The organism is Streptomyces sp. WM6386 (assembly GCF_000972385.1).
GTDB lineage: Bacteria > Actinomycetota > Actinomycetes > Streptomycetales > Streptomycetaceae > Streptomyces.
In genome coordinates this window covers 1-1,691 of the sequence record NZ_JXTE01000175.1, presented here as the reverse complement: position 1 = coordinate 1,691, position 1,691 = coordinate 1, and the positions used below count along the sequence as shown (strand labels likewise).

Below are 1,691 nucleotides of genomic sequence, written 5' to 3'. Positions count from 1 at the left end.
GGCTATGTGAACCTGGCGAACACTCCGTCCAACGGCTGCGCGCTGAGCTGGGACGCGGACGGCGACGGCCGTTTCGACTCGATCGAGCTGTCGGGCTCCTTCACCGCGCCGGTGCGGCTGCGGCTGACCAGGTCCGGCGCCTCGTACACCGGCCAGGCCAGCACGGACGGCGTCACCTGGACGACGGTGGGCACGGCCACGCCGTCGGGCGCGGCCGCCGCACAGGACGTCGGGGTCTTCATGACCGCGGCCAACGGCTGGACCGACGCACGGGGCATCGCCACGTTCGACGGATTCACGGTGACGTGAGCGCTGTGACCGCGACGGCCGCGGTCAGGGCACCGGGGTCCTGCCACCACTGGTCGCGGGACCCCGTGCCCCGGCGTTGGTTCGGAGACGGTGTCCGGGCGCCATGACGCTCTCCCTCCCGAGATCTGGCCACGGCTCCGCGTTGACGTATCCGACGCAGGTGGACACGCGCACCACGACCACCTGGCAGGAGCCGTCGTCGTCCGACAAGGCGTGGCCCTCGACCTGACCGCCTGAGACAGCGGGAGGCGGACCAACATGCGTCGGCGCCGGTATTCCTGGGACACCACGGACGTGGAATGGGTGTTCATCGAGCCCTGCTGCCGGTGCCCTGAGTGCCTGAGTGAGCGCAACGCGTCCGTCGGGGAGGCGGACCGCGAGTGCCTGCGGCCGCGCGGCCGACCCGGTGTAGCCGACTGGCCTCAACGGTCTCGGCGTGCCTGATCTTCTTCCCGATCCCGGCCGGTGGTCCTGTACACGGAGTTGGCCTGTTTGGCCAGGGACTGTCAAATTTCTGTGCACGCGACATCCCGGGGAGCTGGTGTGCCGATGTGCCGAGCGCGCTACATGGGTCACTTGTGCACTTCAGCCAGCCACGCTGGAGTGTGGCCATAGACACCTCATGCCAGGTCAGGGATGGTAAGCGGCATGGTCGACGTGCTGTTGCCCTTGGTCACACTTGTCCTCGGCTTCGTCGCGAGCTTCCTCCTTGAGCTGTTCCGTAATCGCTGGACGACGCAGAGCGTGCAGCATGTCCGCGACACGGAGCGGCACCAGGCTGCTCACCTGGAGAGAGTGGCGTTTGAACGTGACGGACTCCGCGCCGTTCACACAGCCATTCACGCCCTCTTGAGCAAGGTGAACGCAATCGCCATCCCCCTGGCGCGAGCGGAAGCCGCGGGACTGGACTGGCGCGATAGTGGCGAAGGGCAGGAGCTGCGGGCAGCGGCCATGCATGCGACAGTGCGGTGCAGCCATGAGTCCGCTCTGCTGCTGCATCCTCCGGTGATCGAGGCAGTGAGACGTCTGACAGCTGCCGCTTACCCGATGTATTGGACCCGCGAGTCTGGGAGCGATCCGAGTCACCGCGACGAGTTCTTCGAAGCCAACGCGGGTGCAGTGAGGGCTATCGCCACGCGGCTGCGCGAGCTCTACGGCGTCGGCCCGGGCAGCCGATGAGTGCCAAGATGCGTCCGACGTGTGCTTCTGCCACAGAGAGCCGCTGGCGCCAAGCGGGGTGAGTGAGGAGGATGGCCTTGCGGCCCCGGCAAGGAGCCCTTTGCGGTCGATTCAAGGATAGCGACACACTCAACGTGGTGCGTCATCGGAAACACGTGAAGACAATGCGGGTGTTCGCGATCCCCGGCCCGGGCCCCGTCGCC

At 67.4% G+C, this 1,691-nt stretch carries 2 protein-coding genes and 1 pseudogene; all 3 read left to right on the top strand.

What is annotated here, in order from left to right; all coding sequences use genetic code 11:
• Positions 1-309: pseudogene (locus TN53_RS40470) on the top strand (DUF1349 domain-containing protein); the annotation flags it as partial.
• A gap of 103 nt (positions 310-412) precedes the next feature.
• On the top strand, positions 413-538 hold the full coding sequence (locus TN53_RS49240) for a hypothetical protein (RefSeq protein WP_267886605.1): 126 nt from the start codon (positions 413-415) through the stop codon (positions 536-538).
• A gap of 419 nt (positions 539-957) precedes the next feature.
• On the top strand, positions 958-1,488 hold the full coding sequence (locus TN53_RS40465) for a hypothetical protein (RefSeq protein ID WP_159038258.1): 531 nt from the start codon (positions 958-960) through the stop codon (positions 1,486-1,488).
• Positions 1,489-1,691 lie beyond the last annotated feature (203 nt).